The following is a 21,321-nucleotide window of genomic DNA, read 5'->3' on the forward strand; positions in this document are numbered from 1 at the left end:
GCTGCGCATCAAGGTCGGGCTGCACGCCGCCCCGGATCTTTCATTTTGTGGGAATGTTCCGCCTTCGCGCCCCGGCGCCCCTTTCCCTCCAACGACCGCCATGCCCCTTCCGCGACTCTGGCTTCGCCTGCGCGCGAGCTTCTGGTTCACGCCGGCGCTGATCGTCCTGGCTTCGGCGGCCCTCGCGGCGCTGCTCGTCGAGCTCGACGTGCGCCGCGACGCCGACCTGGCGAACTGGTCGCCGCGCCTCTTCGGCGCCGGCGCGGACGGCTCGCGCGGCATGCTCACCGCGATCGCGACCTCGATGGTGACGGTCGCCGGCGTCGTGTTCTCCATCACGATCGTCACCCTCTCCCTCACGGCCACGCAGTACTCGCCGCGCGTGCTGCGCAGCTTCATGCGCGACACGCCGACGCAGGTGGTGCTGGGCATCTTCGTGGGGATCTTCGCGTACTGCCTGCTGGTGCTGCGCACCATCCGCGGCGGCGACGAGGGCGCGTTCATCCCCTCGTTCGCCGTCATCGGGGGCATGGGCTATGCGCTCGTCGGCATCGCCGTGCTGATCTACTTCATCCACCACGTCGCGCTGTCGATCCAGGCGGCTTCCATCATCGACCGCATCGCCACCGACACCGGCGCGGCGATCGACCTGCTGTTCCCGCAGGCGCTGGGCGAGGACCCGCCGCGGGACGAGGCGACGGACGTCGACCTGCCCGTCGCCTGGGTGCCGGTGCCGGCGCATCGCAGCGGCTACGTGCAGTCCGTCGACGGGCCGGGCCTGCTGCGGCTGGCGGCCCGGGACGACCGCGTCGTGCGGCTGTGCGGCGGGATCGGCGCCTACCGTTCCGAAGGCGACGCCTTGCTGCAAGTCTCGGGTGGGCCCCTCGGGCGGACGGAAGAGGCGGCGCTGCGTGCCTGCATCGGCATCGGCCGGCAGAGGACGGTCGAACAGGACGTCGCCTTCGGGCTCGAACAGCTCGTCGACGTGGCGCTGCGCGCCCTGTCGCCCGGCGTGAACGATCCGAGCACCGCGCGCATGTGCCTGCACGCCATCGGCACGCTGCTGGGGCGGCTGGCCGGACGGGCGACGCCGCCGCCGTTCCGTTTCGCCGACGGCCAGCTGCGGGTGGTGGCCCCGGCGGCGGATTTCGGCACCCTCGCGGCGGTCGCGCTGCGGCCCATCCTGCACTATGGTGCCGCCGACCCGGACGTGATGGACAGTGCCGTCGCGGCGCTCGAGGCGGCGTTCGCGCGGGCAGGGAACGCGGAGCGGCGGCGGGCGCTGGCGATGCTGGCGCGCGAATTCCATCCGGCCCTCGCGCGCATGCGGCCGCGGCGCGCCGCGACGCAACTGCGCGCGCGGCTGCGCGGATTGCAGGCGCGGATGGGCAGCACCGCAGGCGCGGACGCCAGCGTGCCCGGCAGGCGATTAAGCATCGTTCCCAGGCGGGTCGGCCCCACGCCGCCCTGCGCAGGCCTATGATGGATCGACACCGGAGGCCGCATGCACTCGGTAGTCATCATCGACGACCACGACATCGTCCGCGTCGGACTCGAGGCCCTCCTGGGCCGTGCGCCGGACCTGCGCGTGGTGGCCTCGGTCGGCACCCTCGCCGAAGGCGTCGAGCGCATCGTGCGGCTGCGGCCCGACCTGGTGGTCAGCGACATGGGGCTGGGCGACTCTGCCGGCCTGCAGACGGTGCGCACCCTCGCGCGCGTGCAGGCGCCCCGCCGCCTGCTGGTGATCTCCATGCAGGACGAGATGCTGTACGGCGAGCAGGCCCTCACGCTGGGCGCCGACGGCTACCTCATGAAGGACTGTGTGCAGGAGAACCTGCTGCCCGCCGTGCGCGCCGTGCTCCACGGCAACACCTGGGTGAGTCACCAGCTCACCGCCCGCATGATGAACCGGCACCTGCGCCGCAACCCCGCCGCGCGCAAGGAGGCCGTCGGCGGCGCCGAGGCCGCGCTGAGCGTGCGCGAACTGCAGGTGCTGGAACTGCTGCGCGAAGGGCGCACGACCAAGGAGATCGCCTCGCAGCTGCACCTCAGCGCGCGCACCGTGGACATCCACCGCGCCAACCTGAAGAAGAAGCTGGGCCTGCGCACGGGCGCGGAATTGATCGCGTTCGCATCCAGCCGGATGTAGGACGAGGCCGCCTCACTACCGACCCGCGCTAGGTACAAGTACATAGCGTGCAGCCCGGCCGCATGCACATCATCGCTTTCGCGTTCAGAACAATTCCCGCGCCCGCGGCGCGGTAGGGGAGAAAGCATGGATTGCATCGCCGAGCCGGCCGCCGACCGGTCCGACGCCGTCGTGGCGCCCGCCGTCGCGGGCACCACCACTTCCGCCGCCCTGTGCGTGAACTGCGAGGTGCGCTCGCGCTGCGTCGGCGGCGTCGCCGCCGAGGCGGGCACGGCGCAGCTGCATGGCATCCTCGCCGGGCGGCAGGCGCTGCTCGTGCGCGAGGTGCTCTACGAGCCCGACGACCGCTTCGTCCATGTCTATGCGGTGCGCAGCGGCGCGCTGCTCTCCGCCGTGCGCCGCGAAGACGGCGAACGGGTGGTCGGCTTCCACTTTCCCGGCGAGCTCGTGGGCGTGGACGGCATGGCCACCGGCCGCCACCGCGTCACCGTGCGCGCCACGGCGGACACGCAGCTGTGCGCCTTGCGCTTCTCGCCGCGGGCCGGCAACGGCGACAGCGTGCGCGCTTTCCTCTCGCGGCTATGGGACATGATGAGCTGCGAGCTGGTGCGCGAGCGCGCGCACCAGGCGCTGCTGGCGACGCTGCCGGTCGAGAAGCGCGTCAACGCCTTCTTCGCCAGCATCGCCGGCCGCCTGCGCTCGCGCGGGACCCTGCGCCTGCCGCCGGCGATGGGGCCGGCGGAGGTGGCGAGCTATCTGCAGGTGACGGTGGGCGACGTGCAGGCGTAGGGTGGGATGCGCAAGAGCGCACGCAGGCTCGCTTGCGCGAAGCACACGCGGGCTGGGTTGCGCGAAGCGCACCGTAGGCTGGGTTGCGCGAAGCGCACCCCAGCACGGGCCCCGGCCACAGCTGGGGTGCCCTGCGGGCAACCCAGCCTACGTGCGCTTCGCGCAACCCCAGCCCACGGTGCGCCTGGCGCAAGCAGCCTGCGGTGTGACGCACAAGAAAAAGCCCGCCGAGGCGGGCTTTCGTCATGCGGCGCGATGGTTCAGTGCGCCATGTCGGCCATCGGCTTGTCCGAGGCCTTGTACACCGTGCCGTCGGCCTTGCCGGTGACTTCCAGCGCGCCCACCAGGCCCTTGCCGGCCCGCGAGAGCGAGTGGTCGACCAGCAGGTACTTGCCGGGGTACTGCACCTTGAACTCGGTGATCGTCGCGCCGCCCGCGGGCACCAGCGTCGTCTGCACGTTCTGCTTCACGGTGTTGGTGGCGCCTTCGCTGTAGACGCGGTCGAAGATCTCGCCGATGACGTGGAACGAGGACACCTTGTTCGGCCCGCCCACGCCGAAGAACACCCGCACCGTCTCGCCGACCTTCACCGACATCTTGTGCTCCTTGGTGAGCGCGCCCACCGAGCCGTTGAAGGTGTAGTAGGTCGGCAGTTCGTCGGCCGCGCGCTCCTGGCTGTACTCGTGGTGGCCCTTGGTGCCGAAGGCGTGCTTCGTGTACAGGTCGCCCTGCATCACGTAGAACTCCTTGTCCACCTTGGGCAGGCCGGCCTTCGGCTCCACCAGGATCAGGCCGTACATGCCGGCGGAGATGTGGTGCGCGACCGAGGGCGTGGCGCAGTGGTACACGTACAGGCCGGGGTTGAGCGCCTTGAACGTGATCGTCTTGGTCTCGCCGGGGGCAACCTGCGTGCTCTCGCCGCCGCCCAGCCCGCCCGTCGCGGCGTGCAGGTCGATGGAGTGCACGGCCTTGCTGTTCGGGTTGTTGGTCAGCGCCACTTCCACGGTGTCGCCTTCCTTCACGCGCAGCATCGGGCCGGGCACCTTCTTCGCGAAGGTCCAGTAGGTGAAGGTGGTGCCGTCGTCCAGCCTGCCTTCGAGTTCCACCGTCTCGATCGCATACTTCACCAGCTGCGGCGCGCGCGCGCCGAGGGGCCTGGGCACCGCGTTCGGGTCCTGCGAGATGACGACCGCGTTGGCGGCCGCGGGAGCGATGGCCGCGACGCCGCCGGTGGACGTGGCCGGGGCCGCGCCCATGACCTTGGCCGCGGGCTTCGCGGCGGCGGACGCATCCGCGGGGCCGGTCACTTCCAGCGTGCCTTCCATGCCGATCTGCCGGTGGCCGGGGATCGAGCAGAAGTAGGTGAACTTGCCGGACTGCGCGAGCTTGAAGCTCACCTTCACGGGGCCGCTCTTGCGGTCGAACTTGGGAGACGTCACGTTCAGGCCTTCGAACACGATGTCGTGCTCGGCGCCTTCGCCGCTGGAGATCGTGACCTCGATCGTGTCGCCGACGTTGCCGCGCAGCACCGGGTTGGCGTTGCCCTTCTCGTCGAGGTAGACCATCTTGCCGCCGGCCATGCCGGTCTTCAGGACCACCTGGCGCACCTGCGCCTTGGCCGCAGCGGGAGCGGCGGCGACGGACTGCGGAGCGCTGGAGACCTGCTTGTTGACGGCGGTCGCCCCGACGGTACCGATGAAGGGTGCCGCGGCCATGAGCACGGCGACGGCGAAGGGAACGGGAGCGATGCGGATGGACATGATGCGAACCTGCTTTCTTCTTTGTCGCGGGTGAGGCCCCCGCGGGGCCAACGATCTCGTGAACCGTTGGAAACACTGTAGGTTTCGCGTCGTCCTCGCTCCTTGATGCAGCGCAACAAGAAGGTGCACTGCGAATGCACCTTTGATCTGCCGCAAATCAGCCGGGCTTGCCGTCGAGGCGCGGGCGCGTCAGCACGGGCACGTAGCGCACCGCGTAGACCGCGAAGCCGGCCGACCAGAGCACGCCGGAGAACAGCACGGCCTGCAGCAGCAGTGCGGGCGCGGCCACGGGCAGCAGCACGCGCACGAAAGCCGCCGCCGCCACCAGCACGTAGGCCGCGGTGTCCCAGCCGTCCGCACGCAGCGGACGCGCCGTGTGGCCGCGCGCGGTGCGCGTCATCATCCCGATGACCAGTCCCCCCACGGCGCCCACCGTGAGCGCGTGCGTGGCCGCCGAAGGCACCACCCAGCCCGGCGCGGCCAGCGCGCGCAGCGCGAGGTGCACCGGGATCCAGGCGTAGGCGAGGTGCAGCACCCACACGAGCGGCGTGCGCAGCGTCGCCCACGGATGCCACAGCCACCAGCGCGCGAGGTGCGCGGCCGCGGCGAAGGCGGCGACGGCCGCCAGCAGCCACGCGGGCACCTGCAGCGCATCGGCGGCGAGCAGGGCCAGCACGGAACCCAGCGCCGCCTTCTCCAGCCAGTCGCGCCGCCCGGCGCCGGCGCCCGGCACGCCGTTGTTCGTGAACATGGGGATCACGCGCCCGCCCATCACGCAGAGGATGAACAGGACGATGTCCAGCGCCAGCTGGATGCCGGCCCAGGCGGGCAGGGCCAGGACGCCGAGCTGGTTCAGGTGCACGAGCAGCGTCGCCGCGGCCAGCAGCACCAGCAGCGCCACGAAGAAGTAGTTGCGGCGGTTGCCGGCGCGCACGAAGGGAATGCCCAGCGCGATGGCCGCGGCGAGCGGGAACGCGGCATTCGCGAGCGCCGATGCCCAGCCCCAGGGGCTCAGCACCAGCACGCGGCCGGCGATCCACAGGCCGGCGAGCGCGGCGAGCGGGGCGCCCGTGGGCGTGGGCAGGCCGGTCCAGTTGCGTCCGGCCGTGAAGAGGAATCCCACGACGACGGCGAGCGTGAAGCCGAACAGCATCTCGTGCGCATGCCAGAGCGGGCCGGGCAGGTAGGGCGCGGAGAGGTGGCCGGTGAACTGCAAGGACCACAGCAGGATGGACGTGGCCGCGAACAGGCTGGCCAGCAGGTAGAAGGGGCGGAAGCCCAGTTGCCAGAGACTCATGGAGGGGATCCGGAAGGACGCCCGCCGTGCCGCCGCCGCCAGGCGAAGGCGGCGCCCAGCACCGTGAGGGCGAAGAGGGCGATGGAGAGGGCGTTGAAGAGCGCGCCGGTGCGGCGCGCGCCGAAGTCGAGGAAGCCCGCGCCCAGGCGCAGCAGCAGCGAGGCATGCAGCGCGGCCAGGGGCAGGTAGAAGAAGTTGCCGAACAGGAGCTTTACGCGCGCGATCGCCGGCAGGATCACCGGCGCGTGGCCGAGGATCATGCTCACGAGGAAGCCGAGGCCCAGCGCATGCAGCGCGAGGTCGCGCGCGGGCCAGCCGAGTGCCGTCGCGGCCCAGGCCACGCCGCCTGCGGCGAGCCAGGCGTAGCCGCCGAGGAGGCACACGGCCATGTAGCGCGGCAAGCCTTGCGCGCGCACGGTGCGCCGGGCGATGTCGAAGGTGAACAGCCAGAGCGCGAGGGCGAAGATGGCGGACCCGAACAGCGCGCCTCCGGCAGCAGGCGTGAAGGCGGAAGCCCCGGCCCCGAGCAGCACGAGGGCGAGGATCACGGCGAGTGCCGGCTGCGCCGCGGGGCGGCGGCGCATCAGCCGCGTCATCTCCAGGCGCTCCGCCGCCACGGTGATCACCAGGAAGGCGAACCACCACGGCAGCACCGCGGTGGAGGCGGCACCCGCCGCGAACAGCAGGTTGCCGACCGCCCAGGCGCAGGCGCTCGCGAGCAGCAGCATCGTGTGCGGCGCCCGCTGGCGCCGCAGCAGCAGCACGTTGACGGCGATGAAGGCGATGCCGGCCGCGACCAGCAGGATGCCGGCGGCCGTGTCGACGCCGCGCAGCAGCAGCAGCCCCGCCGCGCCGGAAAGCAGCGGCGGTGCCCAGGCCAGGCGGCGTTTCGCCGCGACGGCGCGCTCGATGCCGATCACCGTGCCCATGAAGCCGCACATCATCAGGGCCGCGTGCGCGAGCGCCGCCCGGCCCAGCCAGGGGGCGTCCGTGGCGGCGATGCCCACGCGCAGCAAGCCGCCGGTGATGCCGGCGAGCAGCGACGCGGCGACGCAGGCCAGCAGCAGCGCGCCGACGAGGCGGCGCGCGTTCACCAGCCCATGAAGGCGCGGGCGCGCGGGCTCATGCGCTGCGGCGTCCATGGCGGCTCCCAGACGAGTTCGACGTGGATCTTCAGCTCCGGCGGCATCGCGTCGTCCAGCGCGTTCTCCACGTCGTCGACGATGATGTCGGTGACGGGGCACGCGGCGGACGTCATCGTGATGTCCACGTCCATGCGGCCGTCGGCGACCTTCACGCCGTACACCAGGCCGACGTCCACGATGTTCAGGGCGACCTCGGGATCGACCACCTTCTCGAGCGCCTGCACCACGGTGGGCAGGAGCTCAGTCGGGCCCTCGTAGGAAAAACGTTTCTCGTCCATCATGCTCCCTTGGCTGCGCGCTGTCCGCGCGCCGGCTCGACGAAGAGGACTTGCGCCAGCTGCTGGCGGTTGCTCACCAGGTCGGCCAGCGTGTAGCGGTCCAGGACGGCCTCGAACGCCGTCACCGCTTCCTGCAGCACGCCGCGCAGGCGGCAGTTCGGGGCGATGCAGCAGTCGCAGCCGTCGCTGCCGAAGCATTCTGCGACAACGGCCTGGCCCTCGGTGGCGCGCACGACCTGCCCGAGCACGATGCGCTCCGGCGGCAGCGCCAGTTCCATCCCGCCGCCCTTGCCGCGCACGTTGTGCAGCCAGCCTTGCTGTCCGAGGAAGTGCACCACCTTCACGAGGTGGTGCTCCGAGATGGCGTAGGCGGTGGCGATCTGCGCGATGGTCGCGCGCTGGTCCGGGTCCGTGGCCAGGTAGATCAGCGCGCGCAGGCTGTAGTCGGTGAAGGCGGTGAGTTTCATCATGGACCTCCGGAAAGGCGAAGGGCCGGCAGTGCCGGCCCTTCTTCAAGCATCAGCGACCGGCTGTCGCCACTCCCGCGGGCACGGTGTCCCGTGCCTTGCCGCGGCCCAGGAGCCGCAGGGTGTAGATGCCCAGGTAGAGCGCACCGATCGAGAAGACGATGTCACCCGGCACGCGCAGCCAGACCAGGGTCTCCATCACCGGCGAGTGGATGATCTCCGCCGAGCGGGCGTACCACAGGCCCTGCGTGATCGCCGCCCACGCCTGGTAGATGCCGGCGGGCAGCAGCGACAGGAACACCATCATCGCGAGGCCGATGTTGAGGCCCCAGAAGGCGGGCTTGAGCAGGCGGTCGGCATGCAACTGGCGCGCGAACAGGTTGCGCAGGCAGAACAGCATCAGGCCGATGCCCAGCATGCCGTACACACCGAAGAGGGCGGCGTGGCCGTGGGCGGCGGTCATGTTGAGGCCCTGCACGTAGTACAGCGAGGCCGGCGGGTTGATGGCGAAGCCCAGGAGGCCGGCGCCCACGGTGTTCCAGAAGCCCACCGCGACGAAGCACAGCACGGGCCACTTGTAGGCGTTGAGCCAGGCCACGCCTTGCGAGCGCTGCCAGTTCTGCAGGGCTTCCAGGCCGATCAGCGTCAGCGGCACCACTTCGAGCGCCGAGAACACGGCACCGACGGCGATCACGGACGTTGGCGTGCCGGTCCAGTACAGGTGGTGCAGCGTGCCCAGGATGCCGCCGAACAGGAAGACGATGGTCTCGGCGACGATGGCGCGGTTGGCGCTCGAGGCGCGCACCAGGCCCAGCTTGGTGAAGATCAGGGCGATGACCGCCGTGGCGAACACTTCGAAGAAGCCTTCGACCCACAGGTGCACCAGCCACCAGCGCCAGTATTCGACCATCGAGTAGTGCGTGGTCTGGCCCCAGGTCAGCGAGGTGGCGTAGAAGCCGCCGATGCAGGTGGCCGACAGGAAGACCATGGCGATCAGGCCGCGGCTTTCCGAGGGCGTCTTGAGCGCGGGCCAGAGGGCGCGGCCCAGGAGCACGGCCCACAGGAGCAGGCCCACGAACAGCAGGTACTGCCAGACGCGGCCCATGCTGGTGAATTCCAGGCCCTGGTTGCCGACCCAGAAGCTGAAGTCGACGCCCTTGTGCTGCAGGTGGCCCAGCCAGCCGAAGGCGGTCGAGCCGACCACGATCAGCAGCAGCGCGTAGAACAGGAAGTCGACGCCCAGCTTCTGGAACTTCGGCTCCTTGCCTCCGAGCAGCGGCGCGATGTAGAGCCCCGTGGCGAGCCAGGCGGTGGCGATCCAGAAGATGCCGACCTGGGTGTGCGTCGTGCGGCTCACCACATAGGGCAGGATGTCCGACAGCGGGAAGCCGAAGAACGCCTGGCCTTCCACCGCGTAGTGCGCGGTGATGGCGCCCATGCCGATCTGCAGCAGCAGGAGACCCACGACGACGAAGAAGTACTTGCGCACGGCCTTCATCGAGGGCGTGGCCGGCACGCCGAGCAGCGGGTCGGCCTTCGGCGGAACGGCGGGTTCCTCGTGCTTGCCGGCGCCGTGCAGCCACAGCATGGCGGCGATGCCCGCGAGCAGCAGGATGATGGAGACCATCGACCACATGGCGGCCGAGGTCGTCATCGTGTTGCCCACCAGCGGCTCGTGCGGCCAGTTGCTGGTGTACGAGAGGCCGGTCTCGCCGGGACGGTCCGTGGTGGCGGCCCAGGCGCTCCAGAAGAAGAACGCGGTGAGCGCCTCGCGGTCGGCGGCGTCGGGCACGTTGCCCTCGGTCATGGCGTACTGCTCGCGCAGCTTCATGAGCTTGGGGTCGGTGCCGAACAGGCCGGCGTAGTGGTCGGCGGTCTGGCGGATCGCCTGCGCGCGCAGGTCGCTGACCGTCACCTTGCCGGTGGCCGCGTCATACGTGTTGCGGCGCATCTCCTCCTTCAGCGCGCCCTGCACCGCGCCGCGCTCGGCGGCGGTGAGGTTGGACGCGTCCGCCGCGAGGGACTTCGCGCGCATCGCCTGGAGCGTCTCCGCTTCGCGGTGCAGCCAGTCGGCCGACCAGTCCGGCGCGACGTAGGCGCCGTGGCCCCAGACGCTGCCCTGCTGCTGGCCGCCGCTCGCGAGCCAGACCTGCTGGCCTTTCTGGATCTGTTCGCCCGTGAAGAGCGTCTGCCCGCTCGCGGACACGACCGCCTGCGGGATGGGAGGGGCCGTCAGGTAGATCTGCAGGCCGAGGTAGCCGAGGGCGCCGAAGGACAGCACGAAGATCAGTGCCAGCCAGCGCCAGAGTGTCTTGCTGTTGCTCATGGTCTTTCTTCCTGGATGGTGAAGGGGTCAGCCGCCGCAGCCGCCGCCGCAGCAGCTGCCGCTTTCGGCGGCCGGGCCGGCCTGGGTGCGGGTGATGGCGACGCGCCAGAGGTCGGGACCGGCCTCGAGGTAGTCCCAGGCGAACTGGCCCGGCATTTGCGCGTTGAACTGGTAGTACAGCGGCCGCGGATCGTGGTCGTTCACGAGCTCCAGCGCCTGGCCGGCGGACAGCGCGTGGAAGGTGGAGAAGATCAGCGGATGGCGGTCACGCGGCGCGATGGCGCGCACGTCGATGCGGGAAGCGGTCTGGGTCATGCGGACTCCTCTGACTTGAAGGTGTATTTCGAATGCACCTAATGTCGCGGACCGCCGCCGTCGGGGATTTGACGCGGGTCAAGGTTTGGTGAGCCGGGGATGGCATCCGGGAACTGTTGCGGGCCCTGGGCCGCCCCGTTCGCGGCCTGCGTGGCGCGGGTGCATCGACGCGCATCGCTCACTGGACTACCTTCTGGCCGTTGGCGGCCAGGTTAGGCGCTGAGCAGGGTTGTCCACGGCGGCGGGCGTCGCTTGCGACGAACGCACGCCGCGGTGGGCAACCCGTGTTCAGGGCGCTGCGTTGGCTGTTGGCTTGACGCGGGGTGCGCTCCGCGCCGATGTTCGAGCTGACTTCCGTGCCCCGCGGGTGACTGCCCTGCATCGCTGGCCGCCAGACGGCCAACCCCAGACCAGCGGCGCCCCGGGTGCCGGAAGACCCAAACGGGCAACAGGGTGTAGCGCCAAGGTGTACCGCCAGGAGCGCCAGTCAGTGAGCGACCCGCGTGGGCTTCCGACACGGCAGTCATACCGCAATTTGCAGGAGTCTGTCCATGACCAAGCGTTTTGCCGGGCTGGATTGGGCCAGCCGAATCCACGCAGTGTGCGTGATTGACGCACACGGCAAGGTCGTTGCGCGACTGAAGGTCACCCACGATGCGGCCGGCTTGGCCGAGCTGTGCCGCTGGTTGCGATCCATGAAGGTCGACGCCGTGGCGATCGAGCGTCCTTCCGGATTGGTGGTCGACACCTTGCTCGAAGCAGGTTTTACCGTGGTGCCGATTCATCCAAATGTGGTGAAGGCCACGCGCCCGCGCTACCGCAGCCATGGCGGCAAGAGCGATGATGGGGATGCCTATCTGCTGGCCGACCTGCTGCGCACGGATGGCCACCGCTTCAAGGCGCTGCTGACTGAATGCGATCAGATACGCGCGCTGCGCGCCATGGTACGCGGGCGCGATGATCTGGTAGCTACCCGGGTCCAGCTGGCCAACCAGTTGCGCGAGTTGCTGCAGTCCTTCTGGCCAGGCGCCGCAGAAGTGTTCTGCGAGATCGACTCGCCCATCGCGCTGGCCTTCATCGAGAGCTATCCGACGCCTGCATCAGCAGCTCGCCTGGGTGCCCGGAGGATGGCCAGCTTCTGCTCGAAGCATGCCTACAGCGGCCGCAGGTCGCCCGAGGAGTTGCTGCAGCGGCTGCGCCAGGCTGCATCGGGCGGCGCGGCTGAACTCGAGGCGCAGGCCAAGGGAGCACTCGCCCTGGCGCTGGTGCGCGTTCTGCAGCCGTTGCTGGAGCAACTGCGGCTGCTGAGCAAGAGCATCGAACAAGCCGTAGAGAGCAGCGACGACGGCCGCATCATCATGAGCTTCCCCCGAGCTGGCCGCGTGTGCGCAGCCCAGATCCTGTCAGAACTCGGCAGCGTTCGCGAACGCTTTGCCGACCTAGAGCAACTCGAAGGTGAGGCCGGCGTCACCCCGGTAACCAGGGAATCCGGCAAGAGCAAGGTCGTGGTCTTCCGGTGGGCATGCAACCACCGGCTGCGCGCTGCGCTAACTTGCCTGGCGAGCAACTCCCGACATGAGAATTCTTGGGCCGCAGCGACCTACGCGAAAGCCCGCGCACGCGGTTGCCAGCATGCTCACGCCATACGCATCCTCGCTCGCGCCTGGCTGCGAGTCATCTGGCGGGCTTGGCAGGACCGCCGACCCTACGACCCACAGCGGCATACAGCGGCCAAGCTCTACATCGCAACTGGGGGTTGACACAGGGTGTCTGGGGTGCCCTTCGGGCAACCCAGCCTACGGACAACCGACGCAGCGTAGGCTGGGTTGCCCGAAGGGCACCCCAGCTTTTCCCCACCGCGCACCGCCTGGGGCGCGATGTCAAAAGCAGGAACAGGCGCAACGCGCCCGTTCAGGAAAGCCCTGGGTTCCCGCCTCCGCGGGAATGACCAGGGGCAGGACTCACCGCGCCGGCGCGCTCCCCGCGCTCCCCACGATCGCCAGCACCGAGTAGTACCGCGCCACCGCCTCGATCTCCTCCGGTGTCATCTGCCGCGCGATGTTGCGCATCGCTTGCAGGGTGTCGTTGCGCCGCACGCCGCTCGCGAACTGCTGCAGTTGCGTCGAGAGGTAGGCGTGGGACATGCCTTCCAGCCAGGGGCTGCCGGGCTTCTTGTCGATGCCGCCGTGGCAGGAGGCGCAGGGTGCGATGTTGCGCAGCGGGTCGCCGACGGTCACCAGGCGCGGCACGGGCGTGGGGGCCGGGGCGGGCGAGGGCCGTGGCAGCTGCGCGTAGAAGGCGGAGAGGTCGCGGATGTCCTGCTCCGAGAGGCCGGACGCGAGCGCCTGCATCAGCACGTGGCGGCGCTGGCCATTCTTGTAGTCCACGAGCTGCTTGTAGACCACTTCGGCATACTGGCCCGCGAGGTTGGGGACGTCGGAGCTGCTCACGCCGCGGGCGCCGTGGCACATCGTGCAGCGCAGGGCCAGCGTGCCGCCGCGGCCGACGTCGCCGCCCGCCGTGCCCTGCAGGCCGGCGACCATGGACACGCGGCTCGCCTGCGGGTCGTCCATCTTCAGTTCGGTGCTCCAAGTCGAAGGCACGCCGGCGATGCGGCAGATCGCGTCCCACAGGCCGCCGGCCGTGAAGTCGGGCTTCACCTGCGGCAGCCAGAAGAAGCCGACCAGGATCGTCGCGACCAGCAGCGCGAGGAGTGCGGCCAGCGCCTTGCGCACGCCGCGGTGGCCGAGCGCCGAGTCCTTCATCGCGGGCCCCCCACGCGCACCACCGGAACCGAGGTCCCGGGCAGCGAGGCGAGCTGCACGATCGGGAAGCCGTAGTTCACGACCGTGAGGCCGATCATGAGGCCCACCCACAGCCCGAAGCTGTTCAGGGCCAGCGGCACCGGAGCGGCATGCACCGCCCGCGCGAAGGTGTACGGCACCTCCGGCCCATTGGCGCGCCGCCGGGCCGTCGCCAGGATCCAGATGAACATCAGCCCCGAGATCACCAGCATCAGCCCGCCGATCGAGGAGATCGTGACCGTGATCGCCTGCGGATGCAGCAGCGGGTGGCTGTAGTCGTAGTAGGCCATGCGCCGCGGCATGCCGAGCAGGCCCACCCAGTGCCAGGGCAGCGTGGTGATCATCATTCCCACGAACCACAGCCACAGCTGCCACTTCATCAGCCGCGTCGGCAGCGGCCCGCAGCGCAGCAGCTGCGGCCACAGGTCGTAGGCCACCACGAAATACATGATCACGATCGCGCCGGCGAAGATCAGGTGGAAGTGGCCGGTGACCCAGTGCGTGTTGTGCACGGTCTCGTTGAGCTGGTAGCTCATGTTGATGATGCCGCCCGCGCCGCCGAAGCCGAGCATGATGAAGGCGAAGGCCACCGCCAGCATGTACGGGTTGTCCCAGGGGAGGGCCTTCACCCAGCCGAAGGCGCCGCGGCCACCGCGCAGGCGCGCCGCGATCTCCACCGAAGCGCAGATGGTGAACACCGTCAGCAGCGTCGGCACCGACACCATCGCCGTGAAGACCGCATGCAGGAACTTGAAGCCCGCCCCCACCTGCGGATCGGCGAACAGGTGGTGGATGCCGATCGGCATCGAGAACACCAGGAACAGCACGAAGGCCACGCGCCCCATCGTGTCGCTGTAGAGGCGGCCGCCGATCGCGCGCGGGATGATCGTGTAGAACGCGATGTAGGCCGGCATCAGCCAGAAGTAGACGATCGCGTGCAGCGTCCACGAGAACAGCACGCGTGCGAGGCCGGCGTCGATGGTGTCCTTCCAGCCGAAGGCGGCGGGCAGGATCAGGAGGATCACCTCCGACGCTGCACCCACCGACGTCCACGCCCACAGGTACGCACCGGTGGTGTTGCCGAACATCGCCAGCGGCACGGTGGCGCCCGGGTTGTCCTTCTTCCAGCGGTACAGGTTCCAGGACGTCAGGCCGACCCAGATCCACGAACCCACCACCACCAGCACGACGCCGAGGTAGTAGAAGACGCTGCCGATCATGGGCGGGTAGAAGGTATAGAGCACCGAGGCGTGGCCCAGTGCGACCGGCGTCGCGGCCACCACCGTGCCGAGCACCACCAGCCAGAAGCCGGCCCACGCCCAGCGCACGCCGAGCAGCGGCCGCCCCAGCGACAGCTCGGTGATCGCATACCCGAAGCCCATGGCCACCAGTGTCGGCAGCACGTAGGCCATGACGGTGCCGTGGGTCGTGACGGAGCGGTAGTACAGCTCCGGGTTGCTCACCCAGGGCACCAGGGGGCTGCGCGCCACCATCTGCCACTCGCCGAGCACCAGCGCCACCGCGAAGCCGGCGAAGGCCACCCAGAAATGCGCGAGGACGAGGCGTCTAGCGAGAAACACAGCTCAAGGTCCTTCCCGCTTCCGCGCTGCGCATGAACTCGTTGGCATCCACCACCTGCACGCGGGCCCACATGCCTTCGTGGCCCACGCCGCAGTATTCGTGGCAGGGCATGAGCTGCTCGCCTACCTGCGGAAAGCGTGCGGTGAAGGTGGAAACGAAGCCCGGGATCAGCATCACGTTCGCATTCGTCTTGCCGACCACGAAGCCGTGCACCACGTCGGTGGCGGTGGCGCGGAAGGTGACGGGCGTGTCCGCCGGCACCACGAGGCACTGCGGCGTGAACGAGTACTGCTGCGCGACCAGCCGCACCGTCACCTTGCCTTGCGCGTCCACGGCCGTCCCCAGGTTGGATTCGACGAACTCGCCCTGCATGTGCAGCGTGAGCGGGTCGATGGTCTCCACGCGCGAGGGCGGCATGGCGGCCCAGTGCAGGCCGGTGACGACCATCATCGCCACCAGCAGGAAGATGATGCCGCCGACGATCCAGGCCCAGCGCCGCTCCGCGCGCTCGGCCGCGGCCGCACCCGGTGAATGCATCGCCGTGCTCATTGGGTCGCGCCCCGCGGCAGGTACGCGAGGAAGTAGAAGAGGAAGTACGTGAGCACCACCAGGAAGGTCGCGAGACCGGCCACCGCCCAGGTACCGCGCGGCCCCTCGCTCACGATGCGCTCGATCGCTTCGTCTTCCGCCTGCTCTTCGCGCGTCGGTTGCGTTGCCATGCCTTGCTTCATTCGATGGTCACCGAGCGCAGCGCGTTGGCCTGCGCCGCCGTCACGGGCGTGCCGCCGTTGCCCCAGGCGACGCGGATGTACGTCGTCACCGCCGCCACTTCCTCGTCGTTGAGCAGGTGCGCGAAAGGCGGCATGCCGTAGGGGCGCGGGTTCTTGCGCGTGGCCGGGGCATAGCCGCCGTTCAGCACCATGCGGATCGCGTTCACCGGCGACGCCATCTCGATCGACTGGTTGCCCGCCAGCGGCGGGAAGCCCGGCGGGAAACCCCTGCCCTCGTCGCCGTGGCACATCGCGCAGTTCGCGGCATAGACGCGACGGCCGAGCTCCATCGTGCCGGGGGCGACCATCTGTGCCTGCGGCTCGGCGCGCTGCTCGCCCTTGGGCGGCAGGGACTTCAGGTACACGGCCATGGCGCGCACGTCCTCGTCCGTCATGTACTGCAGGCTGTGGTAGGTGACTTCGGCCATCGGGCCGTACACCGCGCCGCGCTTCGATGCGCCGGCCTGCAGCAGGTCGACGATGTCCTTGATGTCCCACTCGCCGAGGCCGGCTTCGCGGTTGGACGTGAGGGAAGGCGCGTACCAGTTCTGGTTGGGGATCATTCCGCCGCTGAAGGTCTCCTGCTCCCGCGAACCGCCGAGCGCCGACACGGCCGTGTGGCACATCGAGCAGTGGCCCAGGCCCTGCAGGAGGTAGGCACCGCGGTTCCACTCGGCGCTCTGCTTCGTGTCCGGCTGGTATTCGCCCTGTTTGAAGTACAGCGTGCGCCAGCCGAGCAGCAGCTCGCGCTGGTTGAAGGGGAACCGCAGTTCGTGCGGCCGGTTCGGCTGCTTCACGGGCGGCACGGACATCAGGTACGCGTAGATCGCGTCGGAATCGGCGCGCGTGACCTTCGTGTAGTTCGCGAACGGCATCGCGGGGTAGAGCAGCTCGCCGTTCCTGTTCACGCCCGTGTGCAGCATCCGGTAGAAGTCGTCGGCGGTCCAGCGGCCGATGCCGGTCTCGTCGTCCGGCGTGATGTTGGTCGTGTACATGTTGCCGAAGGGCGTGGGCATCGCCCGCTGGCCGGCGAACTCGCGGCCCGCCGGCGCCGTGTGGCAGGCCACGCAGTCGCCCGCCCGCGCGAGGTACTCGCCGCGCGAGATCACGTCGTCGGCCACCGGTCCGCGGATGGTCGTGGGCGCGAGCTTCTCCCAGGGCCGCGCCTGCCACAGCAGCACGCCGCCCGCCACGAGCACCAGCAGCACGAGCACGCCGAGCGCGAGCTTCGCCGGCCGCGTCATCGCTGGCTCCCGCAGGCGACCGGCATGCGCTGCACGTTGCGCGGATCGGGGGAATGGTCCTGCGGCGCCGCCAGGCTGCCGAGGTAAGCGGCCAGCGCCTGGATGTCGGCGTCGGCGAGGCGCGTCGCGATGCGGTGCATGCAATCGGGTTCGGCCGCGCGCCGCTCGCCGGTGCGCCAGCGCGTGAGCTGCGCGGCGATGTAGTTGGGTCGCAGCCCGACCAGGCCGGGGATGCCGGGCACCATGCCGGTGAGCCTCGCGCCGTGGCAGGCCATGCAGGGCGGGATCTGCCGGCTGCCGTCGCCGTTCTGCACGAGCGTGCGGCCGCGGTCCAGGAAGTCGGCCGCCACCGTGGCGGGCTGCGGCTGCGGGAAGGGCGGCCGCAGCGCGGCGAAGTGCTCGGCGATCTCCTGCAGGTACGCGTCCGACATGTACGCGACCAGGTAGTTCATCGGCGCGTAGCGCCGGCTGCCGTCGCGGAAGGCGCGCAGCTGGTTGAACAGGTAGCCTGCCGGCTTGCCGGCGATGCGCGGGAAGTAGTCGTTGTTCGTGCCCTGTCCCTGCTGGCCGTGGCAGGTGGCGCAGCCCTGCACGCGCGCCTCCATCGAGTCGAGCTCGCGGAAGGCGGGGACCGTGGCGGGATCGGCCGGGGCCTGGGCTGCGGCATGCGAGGCGGCGACCGCCACGAGCGTGCACAGGAGGAGTCTTGTCGTTATCCGGATCATCGTTTTGGCGGCGATGATCGGCGACGATGAGCCGTTTCCCCGTAGGACGCGGCAGACGCATTCGTCGGAATGCACTCGCGCCGCGTTGCGCCATCACCCCGCGGCAGCGCGGGGTGACGTTCGGCGGCTTACTTCACCAGCAGCACCGGGATGTCGCACTGCGTCAGCACGTTCTGCGCGACGCTGCCCAGCAGCGCGCGGCCGAGGATGCCGTGGCCGTGGGTGCCCATGACGATCATGTGGGCCTTCTCCTTCTTCGCGGCCTTCACGATCTCCTGGCCCGGGACGCCGACGGCCCACCGGGTCGTGTAGCTCAGGTCGTGCCGCTGCAGGAACTTCTCGATGGGGCGCAGCACCTTGGAGGCCTCGTCGGCGTGGTACTCGTTGACCGCCGTGGCGCCCACCATGCTCTTCACCCGCGGCGGCACGGCCGCCTGCACGTTGACCACCACGATGTGGCCGTCGTCACCCGCGAGGGCTTCGTGGGTGACGAGGAAGGCCAGGGCCTTCTTGGTGTAGCTGCTGCCGTCGGCGGCGAGGAGGATCTTCATCGTTCGGGTCTTTCTTCTCGTGGAGGGAATGCGGGTCAGCGCAGGACCAGCACCGGGATATTGCCATGGGTCAGCACGTGCTGCGTCTCGCTGCCGAGAAGCAGGCGCTTCAGGCCCTTGCGGCCATGCGAGGCCATCACCACCAGGTCGCACTTGTTCTTGCGCGCGGCGGCGAGGATGGCTTCGGCCACGAGGTCGGAGCGCACAGTGACGGCCTTCGCCTTCACGCCCGCCTTCTCCGCGGCCTTGCCCACTTCCTCGGCGAGCGCCTGGCCGTGCTCGGCCCACTGGCGCTCCACGCGCGCCACCTCGGTCGGGGCGACGTCGATGCCGCCTTCGAAGTAGGAGGTGGGATAGCGCGGGACCACGTTGAGGGCCACGACTTCGGCGCCCACCGTGGAGGCGAGTTCGACGGCGGTGCGGATCGCCTTCCTCGACAGCGCCGAGCCGTCCGTGGGCACGAGGATCTTCTTGTACATGCTCTTCTCCTGGGGATGCGCCGAGCTTAGGGGCGCCCGTCCGGGGCCGGTTGACCTGTGTCAATCGCCCCGGGGGTAGGCGCCCTTAGGCTTGCGTGCATGCAAGCTGCCGTCCTTCCCCCGCCCGGCCTGCCGCCGCGAGCGGAGGCCCCCGCGGCCGCCCCTTCCCACGCGCTCGACGATCCCGGTGAATGGGAAAGTTTCGGCCGGCCGCTGGCCGGGCGCGAAGGCTGCTGGGAGTCCTATCTCGCCATCGAAGGCATCTACTGCGCCGGCTGCTCGCTGACCATCGAACACGCGCTCGCGCCGCTGCCCGGCGTGCAGCAGGTGGACGTCAACGGCTCCGCCGCCACCGCCCGCATCGTGTGGGACGCGGCGCAGGGCCGCCCTTCGCAGTGGCTCGCCGCCCTGGAACGCGCCGGCTACCGCGGCCTGCCCGCGGGCGACCAGCTGCAGGCGGTCCCGCGCCGCCAGGCGCAGCGGCTGCTGCTGTGGCGCTGGCTGGTGGCCGGCTTCTGCATGATGCAGGTGATGATGTACGCCGTGCCGGCCTACGTGGCGGAGCCCGGCGACATGACGCCCGACGTCGCCGCGCTGCTGAACTGGGCCGCGTGGCTGCTCACGCTGCCGGTGCTGCTGTTCTCCTGCCGGCCCTTCTTCTCCTCGGCCTGGCGCGACCTGCGCCATCGCCGCATCGGCATGGACGTGCCGGTGAGCCTCGGCATCCTGATCGCCTTCGGCGCGAGCACCGCCGCCACCTTCGACCCGACGGGGCCCCTGGGTGGCGAGGTCTGGTACGACTCGGTGACGATGTTCGTCTTCTTCCTGCTCTCCGGGCGCCTGCTGGAGCAGCGGCTGCGCGACCGCACCGCCGGCGCGCTCGAGGCGCTGGTGCGCCGGCTGCCCGACACCGTCGAACGCGTCGCGGCGGACGGCAGCAGCGAGCGCGTGCCGGTGCGCCGCCTCGCGGTGGGCGACCGCATCCGCGTGCAGCCCGGCGCAGTGTTTCCCGCCGACGGCGAGGTGCTGCAGGGCGACACGCAGGTCGACGAAGCCCTGCTCACGGGCGAGTCGACGCCGCTGCCGCGCCATGCGGGGCAGGGCGTGATCGCGGGCAGCGCCAACCTCGGCGGCGTCGTGCTGGTGCGCGTGGACCGCGTGGGCGACGCCACGCGCTACGGCCAGTTCGTGGCGCTGATGGAGCGCGCCTCGCACGAGAAGCCCGGCCTCGCGCGCCTGGCGGACCGCTTCGCGACGCCCTTCCTGCTGGCCGTGGTGGCCGCCGCCGCCGGCGCCGCCTGGTGGTGGTGGCCCCAAGGGCCGGGACACGCGCTCGGCGTCGCGGTCGCCGTGCTGATCGTCACCTGCCCGTGCGCGCTGTCGCTGGCCACGCCGGCGGCCACGCTCGCGGCCGCGGGCGCCCTCGCGCGCCGCGGCATCCTCGTGCGGCGGTTGGAAGCCCTGGAAACGGGCGCGGAGGTGGACACCGTGGTGTTCGACAAGACCGGCACGCTGACGACCGACCGCATGGGCGTGCGCGAGGTGCGCACGCGCGACGGCGTGACCCGCGACGAGGCGCTCGCGCTCGCGGCGGGGCTCGCCCGGAACTCGCTGCATCCTGCCTCGCGCGCCGTGGCCGCGGCGGGGGGCGTTGTCCTTCCTTGCGAGCAGGTGCACGAACACGCGGGGCAGGGCGTCGAAGGCGTGCTGCCCGGCGCCGCGCCGCGCCGCCTGCGCCTGGGCTCCGCCGCCTTCTGCGGCGTCGCGCCGCTGGCCGGCACCGACGCGGCCCAGGTCCACCTCGCCGACGACGCCGGCTGGCTCGCGAGCTTCGAACTCGACGAGTCGCTGCGCGGGGGCGCGCTGGCCGCGGTGGCCGGCCTGCGCCGGCTCGGCCTGCAGCTGGAAGTGCTCTCGGGCGACCAAGACGCAGCCGTGCAACGGCTGGCGGGGCGCGCAGGCATCCGGAATGCGCGCGGGCAGCAGTCGCCGCAGGACAAGCTGGACCATGTCGCCGGCCTCCAGCAGTCCGGCCGCCGCGTGGCGATGGTCGGCGACGGCATGAACGACGGCCCGGTGCTGGCGCGCGCGGACCTGTCCATCGCGCTCGGCGAGGCCGTGCCGGTGGCGCAGGCCCGCTCCGACTTCATCGTGCAGGGCGGGCAGCTGGCAGGCGTGGCCGCCATCCTGGCGCAGGCGCGCCGCACGCGCGCCGTGGTGCGCCAGAACCTGTGGTGGGCCGCGGGCTACAACGCCGTGTGCGTGCCGCTGGCCATCGCGGGGCTGATGCCGCCGTGGCTGGCGGGGCTGGGGATGGCGGCGAGTTCGCTGTTCGTGGTGCTCAACGCCGCACGCCTTTCCGTCATCCCCGCGGAGGCGGGGACCCAGGGCTTCCGCCCTGGTGCCTTCGAACGCCCTGGGTTCCCGCCTCCGCGGGAATGACGACACCACGCCATGGACATCCTCTTCATCCTCATCCCCCTCTCCGTGGTCCTCGCGTTCGCCATCCTCGGCGCGCTGGCGTGGGCCGTGTGGCGTGGCCAGTTCGAAGGCGTCGAAGCCGAAGGCGAGCGCATTCTCGAAGGCGATTGACATTCATCAAGGGCGACCCTTCGCCCGGCAAGGACACTGGGAGCATCTG

The 21,321-nt window shown here is 70.4% G+C and carries 21 protein-coding genes; 6 read left to right on the plus strand and 15 right to left on the minus strand.

Features of this window, described 5'->3' with window-relative positions; genetic code table 11:
• Nucleotides 1–100 precede the first annotated feature (100 nt).
• From H8N03_RS09090 to H8N03_RS09100, 3 genes are all read left to right on the plus strand, one after another.
• Nucleotides 101–1,483, plus strand: a complete 1,383-nt coding sequence (locus H8N03_RS09090) for a DUF2254 domain-containing protein (RefSeq protein ID WP_187075850.1) — start codon at nucleotides 101–103, stop codon at nucleotides 1,481–1,483.
• 21 nt (nucleotides 1,484–1,504) lie between these two features.
• On the plus strand, nucleotides 1,505–2,149 hold the full coding sequence (locus tag H8N03_RS09095; protein ID WP_187075851.1) for a response regulator transcription factor: 645 nt from the start codon (nucleotides 1,505–1,507) through the stop codon (nucleotides 2,147–2,149).
• Nucleotides 2,150–2,275: 126 nt separating this feature from the next.
• A complete protein-coding gene (locus tag H8N03_RS09100; protein ID WP_187075852.1) occupies nucleotides 2,276–2,938 on the plus strand; it encodes a Crp/Fnr family transcriptional regulator in 663 nt (220 codons plus the stop codon).
• A 260-nt stretch (nucleotides 2,939–3,198) separates the two neighbouring features.
• Here H8N03_RS09100 and nirK read toward each other — a convergent pair whose 3' ends face one another.
• The 7 genes from nirK to H8N03_RS09135 form a co-directional block, all read right to left on the minus strand.
• A complete protein-coding gene (gene nirK / locus H8N03_RS09105) occupies nucleotides 3,199–4,698 on the minus strand; it encodes a copper-containing nitrite reductase (protein ID WP_255428145.1) in 1,500 nt (499 codons plus the stop codon).
• Between the two features lie 157 nt (nucleotides 4,699–4,855).
• The gene (locus H8N03_RS09110; RefSeq protein WP_187075853.1) at nucleotides 4,856–5,995 is read right to left on the minus strand and encodes an NnrS family protein; all 1,140 of its coding nucleotides are present in this window, start codon (nucleotides 5,993–5,995) and stop codon (nucleotides 4,856–4,858) included.
• Nucleotides 5,992–7,089, minus strand: coding sequence for a DUF8744 domain-containing protein (locus tag H8N03_RS09115; RefSeq protein WP_187075854.1), 1,098 nt, complete (start codon nucleotides 7,087–7,089; stop codon nucleotides 5,992–5,994). The genes H8N03_RS09110 and H8N03_RS09115 overlap by 4 nt, the downstream gene beginning before the upstream one ends.
• Nucleotides 7,086–7,418 (minus strand): metal-sulfur cluster assembly factor, encoded by a 333-nt coding sequence (locus H8N03_RS09120; RefSeq protein ID WP_187075855.1) that lies wholly within the window; start codon nucleotides 7,416–7,418, stop codon nucleotides 7,086–7,088. The genes H8N03_RS09115 and H8N03_RS09120 overlap by 4 nt, the downstream gene beginning before the upstream one ends.
• Complete coding sequence (locus H8N03_RS09125; protein ID WP_187075856.1) at nucleotides 7,418–7,885, minus strand: Rrf2 family transcriptional regulator; 468 nt, start codon at nucleotides 7,883–7,885, stop codon at nucleotides 7,418–7,420. The genes H8N03_RS09120 and H8N03_RS09125 overlap by 1 nt, the downstream gene beginning before the upstream one ends.
• A 52-nt stretch (nucleotides 7,886–7,937) precedes the next feature.
• Nucleotides 7,938–10,211 (minus strand): nitric-oxide reductase large subunit, encoded by a 2,274-nt coding sequence (locus H8N03_RS09130; protein ID WP_187075857.1) that lies wholly within the window; start codon nucleotides 10,209–10,211, stop codon nucleotides 7,938–7,940.
• Nucleotides 10,212–10,238: 27 nt separating this feature from the next.
• A complete protein-coding gene (locus tag H8N03_RS09135; protein ID WP_187075858.1) occupies nucleotides 10,239–10,526 on the minus strand; it encodes a DUF2249 domain-containing protein in 288 nt (95 codons plus the stop codon).
• A gap of 551 nt (nucleotides 10,527–11,077) precedes the next feature.
• Between H8N03_RS09135 and H8N03_RS09140 the strand changes: the two genes are divergently transcribed.
• Nucleotides 11,078–12,286, plus strand: coding sequence for an IS110 family RNA-guided transposase (locus H8N03_RS09140; RefSeq protein WP_187075859.1), 1,209 nt, complete (start codon nucleotides 11,078–11,080; stop codon nucleotides 12,284–12,286).
• A 201-nt stretch (nucleotides 12,287–12,487) separates the two neighbouring features.
• Here the strand turns inward: H8N03_RS09140 and H8N03_RS09145 are convergent, their stop codons facing one another.
• The 8 genes from H8N03_RS09145 to H8N03_RS09180 all read right to left on the minus strand — a co-directional run bounded on the left by H8N03_RS09145 (nucleotide 12,488) and on the right by H8N03_RS09180 (nucleotide 18,680).
• A complete protein-coding gene (locus H8N03_RS09145; RefSeq protein WP_187075860.1) occupies nucleotides 12,488–13,291 on the minus strand; it encodes a c-type cytochrome in 804 nt (267 codons plus the stop codon).
• Entirely contained in the window at nucleotides 13,288–14,910 is a 1,623-nt protein-coding gene (locus H8N03_RS09150) for a cbb3-type cytochrome c oxidase subunit I (RefSeq protein WP_187075861.1), read from the minus strand. Before H8N03_RS09150 ends, H8N03_RS09145 begins: the two co-directional genes overlap by 4 nt.
• A complete protein-coding gene (locus H8N03_RS09155; RefSeq protein WP_255428147.1) occupies nucleotides 14,897–15,448 on the minus strand; it encodes a cupredoxin domain-containing protein in 552 nt (183 codons plus the stop codon). Before H8N03_RS09155 ends, H8N03_RS09150 begins: the two co-directional genes overlap by 14 nt.
• Before the next feature lie 8 nt (nucleotides 15,449–15,456).
• Nucleotides 15,457–15,630, minus strand: a complete 174-nt coding sequence (locus tag H8N03_RS09160) for a hypothetical protein (protein WP_187075863.1) — start codon at nucleotides 15,628–15,630, stop codon at nucleotides 15,457–15,459.
• An 8-nt stretch (nucleotides 15,631–15,638) separates the two neighbouring features.
• Nucleotides 15,639–16,925 (minus strand): c-type cytochrome, encoded by a 1,287-nt coding sequence (locus H8N03_RS09165; RefSeq protein WP_187075864.1) that lies wholly within the window; start codon nucleotides 16,923–16,925, stop codon nucleotides 15,639–15,641.
• Nucleotides 16,922–17,650, minus strand: coding sequence for a c-type cytochrome (locus H8N03_RS09170; RefSeq protein ID WP_187075865.1), 729 nt, complete (start codon nucleotides 17,648–17,650; stop codon nucleotides 16,922–16,924). Before H8N03_RS09170 ends, H8N03_RS09165 begins: the two co-directional genes overlap by 4 nt.
• Nucleotides 17,651–17,778: 128 nt before the next feature.
• On the minus strand, nucleotides 17,779–18,201 hold the full coding sequence (locus H8N03_RS09175; protein ID WP_187075866.1) for a universal stress protein: 423 nt from the start codon (nucleotides 18,199–18,201) through the stop codon (nucleotides 17,779–17,781).
• A 35-nt stretch (nucleotides 18,202–18,236) separates the two neighbouring features.
• Complete coding sequence (locus H8N03_RS09180) at nucleotides 18,237–18,680, minus strand: universal stress protein (protein WP_187075867.1); 444 nt, start codon at nucleotides 18,678–18,680, stop codon at nucleotides 18,237–18,239.
• A gap of 99 nt (nucleotides 18,681–18,779) precedes the next feature.
• Between H8N03_RS09180 and H8N03_RS09185 the strand changes: the two genes are divergently transcribed.
• Together H8N03_RS09185 and ccoS are read left to right on the plus strand one after the other, a co-directional pair.
• Nucleotides 18,780–21,122 (plus strand): heavy metal translocating P-type ATPase, encoded by a 2,343-nt coding sequence (locus tag H8N03_RS09185; protein WP_187075868.1) that lies wholly within the window; start codon nucleotides 18,780–18,782, stop codon nucleotides 21,120–21,122.
• Nucleotides 21,123–21,134: 12 nt separating this feature from the next.
• A complete protein-coding gene (ccoS, locus tag H8N03_RS09190; protein WP_187075869.1) occupies nucleotides 21,135–21,272 on the plus strand; it encodes a cbb3-type cytochrome oxidase assembly protein CcoS in 138 nt (45 codons plus the stop codon).
• Nucleotides 21,273–21,321 lie beyond the last annotated feature (49 nt).

The sequence above is a fragment of the Ramlibacter cellulosilyticus genome (assembly GCF_014297465.1).
Classification (GTDB): domain Bacteria; phylum Pseudomonadota; class Gammaproteobacteria; order Burkholderiales; family Burkholderiaceae_C; genus Ramlibacter; species Ramlibacter cellulosilyticus.

What these genes read in the sequence shown, in the direction of transcription:
- H8N03_RS09090 (WP_187075850.1), top strand. Translation starts at nt 101, where the DNA reads ATGCCCCTTCCGCGACTCTGGCTTCGCCTGCGCGCGAGCTTCTGGTTC.
- H8N03_RS09095 (WP_187075851.1), top strand. Translation starts at nt 1,505, where the DNA reads ATGCACTCGGTAGTCATCATCGACGACCACGACATCGTCCGCGTCGGA.
- H8N03_RS09100 (WP_187075852.1), top strand. Translation starts at nt 2,276, where the DNA reads ATGGATTGCATCGCCGAGCCGGCCGCCGACCGGTCCGACGCCGTCGTG.
- nirK (WP_255428145.1), bottom strand. Translation starts at nt 4,698, where the DNA reads ATGTCCATCCGCATCGCTCCCGTTCCCTTCGCCGTCGCCGTGCTCATG.
- H8N03_RS09110 (WP_187075853.1), bottom strand. Translation starts at nt 5,995, where the DNA reads ATGAGTCTCTGGCAACTGGGCTTCCGCCCCTTCTACCTGCTGGCCAGC.
- H8N03_RS09120 (WP_187075855.1), bottom strand. Translation starts at nt 7,418, where the DNA reads ATGGACGAGAAACGTTTTTCCTACGAGGGCCCGACTGAGCTCCTGCCC.
- H8N03_RS09125 (WP_187075856.1), bottom strand. Translation starts at nt 7,885, where the DNA reads ATGAAACTCACCGCCTTCACCGACTACAGCCTGCGCGCGCTGATCTAC.
- H8N03_RS09130 (WP_187075857.1), bottom strand. Translation starts at nt 10,211, where the DNA reads ATGAGCAACAGCAAGACACTCTGGCGCTGGCTGGCACTGATCTTCGTG.
- H8N03_RS09135 (WP_187075858.1), bottom strand. Translation starts at nt 10,526, where the DNA reads ATGACCCAGACCGCTTCCCGCATCGACGTGCGCGCCATCGCGCCGCGT.
- H8N03_RS09140 (WP_187075859.1), top strand. Translation starts at nt 11,078, where the DNA reads ATGACCAAGCGTTTTGCCGGGCTGGATTGGGCCAGCCGAATCCACGCA.
- H8N03_RS09145 (WP_187075860.1), bottom strand. Translation starts at nt 13,291, where the DNA reads ATGAAGGACTCGGCGCTCGGCCACCGCGGCGTGCGCAAGGCGCTGGCC.
- H8N03_RS09155 (WP_255428147.1), bottom strand. Translation starts at nt 15,448, where the DNA reads ATGCATTCACCGGGTGCGGCCGCGGCCGAGCGCGCGGAGCGGCGCTGG.
- H8N03_RS09160 (WP_187075863.1), bottom strand. Translation starts at nt 15,630, where the DNA reads ATGGCAACGCAACCGACGCGCGAAGAGCAGGCGGAAGACGAAGCGATC.
- H8N03_RS09165 (WP_187075864.1), bottom strand. Translation starts at nt 16,925, where the DNA reads ATGACGCGGCCGGCGAAGCTCGCGCTCGGCGTGCTCGTGCTGCTGGTG.
- H8N03_RS09170 (WP_187075865.1), bottom strand. Translation starts at nt 17,650, where the DNA reads ATGATCCGGATAACGACAAGACTCCTCCTGTGCACGCTCGTGGCGGTC.
- H8N03_RS09175 (WP_187075866.1), bottom strand. Translation starts at nt 18,201, where the DNA reads ATGAAGATCCTCCTCGCCGCCGACGGCAGCAGCTACACCAAGAAGGCC.
- H8N03_RS09180 (WP_187075867.1), bottom strand. Translation starts at nt 18,680, where the DNA reads ATGTACAAGAAGATCCTCGTGCCCACGGACGGCTCGGCGCTGTCGAGG.
- H8N03_RS09185 (WP_187075868.1), top strand. Translation starts at nt 18,780, where the DNA reads ATGCAAGCTGCCGTCCTTCCCCCGCCCGGCCTGCCGCCGCGAGCGGAG.
- ccoS (WP_187075869.1), top strand. Translation starts at nt 21,135, where the DNA reads ATGGACATCCTCTTCATCCTCATCCCCCTCTCCGTGGTCCTCGCGTTC.